General features: G+C 68.9%; 3 protein-coding genes. 2 read left to right on the forward strand and 1 reads right to left on the reverse strand.

Features of this window, described 5'->3' with window-relative positions; all coding sequences use genetic code 11:
• Nucleotides 1-229: 229 nt before the first annotated feature.
• On the reverse strand, nt 230-943 hold the full coding sequence (locus ACFWF3_RS33405) for a glyoxalase (RefSeq protein WP_379317941.1): 714 nt from the start codon (nt 941-943) through the stop codon (nt 230-232).
• 115 nt (nt 944-1,058) lie between these two features.
• On the opposite strand from ACFWF3_RS33405, the gene ACFWF3_RS33410 reads away from it, so the two are divergent.
• Together ACFWF3_RS33410 and ACFWF3_RS33415 are read left to right on the forward strand one after the other, a co-directional pair.
• Nucleotides 1,059-1,439: a PPOX class F420-dependent oxidoreductase gene (locus tag ACFWF3_RS33410; RefSeq protein ID WP_379317943.1), complete on the forward strand. Its 381-nt coding sequence runs from the start codon at nt 1,059-1,061 to the stop codon at nt 1,437-1,439.
• Between the two features lie 76 nt (nt 1,440-1,515).
• Nucleotides 1,516-2,134 (forward strand): beta-ketoacyl synthase N-terminal-like domain-containing protein (locus ACFWF3_RS33415; protein ID WP_379317945.1); only part of this gene is annotated, 619 nt, incomplete at its 3' end.

Genomic DNA, 2,134 nt, shown 5'->3' on the forward strand with positions numbered 1-2,134 from the left:
TACTCGAGGTTCTCCAGGCCACCCAGGTCGGCCGCCAGCACGTCGACGTGCCAACCGTCGGCGCACGACGGCGCACCAGCCTGCGCCGGACCGGCCGGGCCCACCCCGAGGGCGGCGGCAACCGTGACTGCTGTTGCCACACAACGGATCAGCCGCCCACGGGTGGTGCGTTCGTGCCATCGACCTCGCATAGCCGAAGCCTACTGGCCGATCGCCCCGATGACCCGGTTCAGTCGGTCGCGGTGAGCAAGGCGGTGAGGAGATCGGAGGCACCGGCGGTGATCGCCGTGCGCTCCTCGGCGGTCAACTCGACCGAGTCGAGTTCGGATTTCCAGTGTGCGGCCCGGTCGGTGTCCGCGGCGACGACAGCGAGTTCGGCGAGGGCGGCGTAGGCGCGGGCCCGCTCGAAGGCGCTCGCGGCGGCCCCGAAACGGCGCAAGCCTGCCTCGAGCGCGCGGGTCGCCGCGCGGTCGTCATTCTTGAAATCGCGCAGGATACGGGCATTGTCGAGCACCCGGGCCAGCCCTTCCAGCTCGCGCGAGCCACCGTACTCGAGGTCGCTGGGCTCGTCGCGCTGGATCACCAGGACGGTGTTGCCGACCGGGTCGACCAGGGAGAACCGGGACTGGCCCGGACGGAATCGGGTGATCCGCGGACAGCCCTTGCTCGGGATCTTGCCGTAGTGCGCGCGCAGTGCGGCGGTGTACTGGGCATGGCGTGCGGCGACGTCGTCGACCATCAGCAGCGCGCCCGCATGCTCCACCGGCAGCTCGATGCCCGGCGGCGCGGGCGCGAAATGCAGGGCGCAGCCGTGTTGTTCGATCGCGCCGTAGACGTAGGGGCGGGTTTGCTCATGGGTGACGGTGTAGCCGAGCGCCCGGTAGAACTCGAGGGTGCTCGGCAGGTCGCCGCTCCAGAGCAGGGGCACCGCGGTATCGGTCATCGTCGGCCTTTCGCCAGAGAGTCGATTCGCCCCAGAGGTTACGAACAGTTTCGCGAAAGCGCCCGTACTCTTTTGCCGCTCGGCCGCGGGTCGCCGCGCCCATTAGGCTGTGGGCATGACGAACCGCCTCGGCGAACTGGCGACCGCGAATTACGTACTGCTCACCACCTTCCGCAAGGACGGCACGCCCGTGGGAACGCCCGTCTGGGCGGTGGCCCGCGACGACAAGCTGTTCGTCTGGACGGTCACCGACAGCTGGAAGGTCAAGCGCGTCCGGCGCAACCCCGAGGTGACGGTGCAACCCTGCACCGTGCGCGGGGATGCGCACGGTGACATCGTGACCGGCACCGCCCGGCTGCTGGACGCGGCCGAGACCGACGAACTCCGTTCGTTGCTGCGCAAGAAGTACTGGCTGACCGGCCCACTCGTGATTCTCGGCAGCAATCTGCGCCGGGGCAAGGCGGGCACGATCGGCATCGAGATCACGCCCTCCTGATTTGCGTCGATCCGATATGTAGAACCGCCGGTATCGGATACTGTGAGTCTTCGGCAGCACTTCCGAAGGGACTCACATGGCCGACAAACGCAACCGAGCCGTCGTCGTCGGGGGCGCGCGGACGCCGTTCGTACGCGCGTTCACCGACTTCACCCGCCTCGACAGCATCGCCCTGGCCGGCGCGGCCGTGCGCGGGCTGATCGAGCGGACCGGGATCGCGCCCGGCGAGATCCAGTCCATCGTCTGGGGCGGCGTCGTGCTGCCCAGTCACGCGCCCAATATCGCGCGGGAGATCGCCCTCGACCTGAACCTGGACTTCGGGTGCGAGGGGTACACGGTCACCCGCGCGTGCGCGTCCGGATTGCAGGCGGTGACCTCGGCGGCCGCGGCGATCGAACGCGGCGAGTACGACATCATGATCGCCGGTGGCAGCGATTCCACCAGTAATGCCGAGATCAAGCTGCCGCAGAAGGTCGTGCACGCGGTCGCGCCGGTCGCGCTGGGCAAGCCCAAGGCGACGGACTACCTCGATGTGGTTCGTCAGCTCGCGCCGTTCACCGACATTCTGCCGCGCCAGCCCAAGATCGCCGAGCGCACCACCGGCGAGGTGATGGGCGAGTCCGCGGAGAAGATGGCCCGCATCAACGGGATCTCGCGCGCCGATCAAGACGCGTTCGCCGCCCGCTCGCACCAGC

It is taken from the genome of Nocardia sp. NPDC060220 (assembly GCF_042727815.1).
Taxonomy (GTDB): domain Bacteria; phylum Actinomycetota; class Actinomycetes; order Mycobacteriales; family Mycobacteriaceae; genus Nocardia.

Coding starts and splice junctions, on each gene's coding strand:
- ACFWF3_RS33410 (WP_379317943.1), top strand. CDS start 1,059: ATGACGAACCGCCTCGGCGAACTGGCGACCGCGAATTACGTACTGCTC.
- ACFWF3_RS33405 (WP_379317941.1), bottom strand. CDS start 943: ATGACCGATACCGCGGTGCCCCTGCTCTGGAGCGGCGACCTGCCGAGC.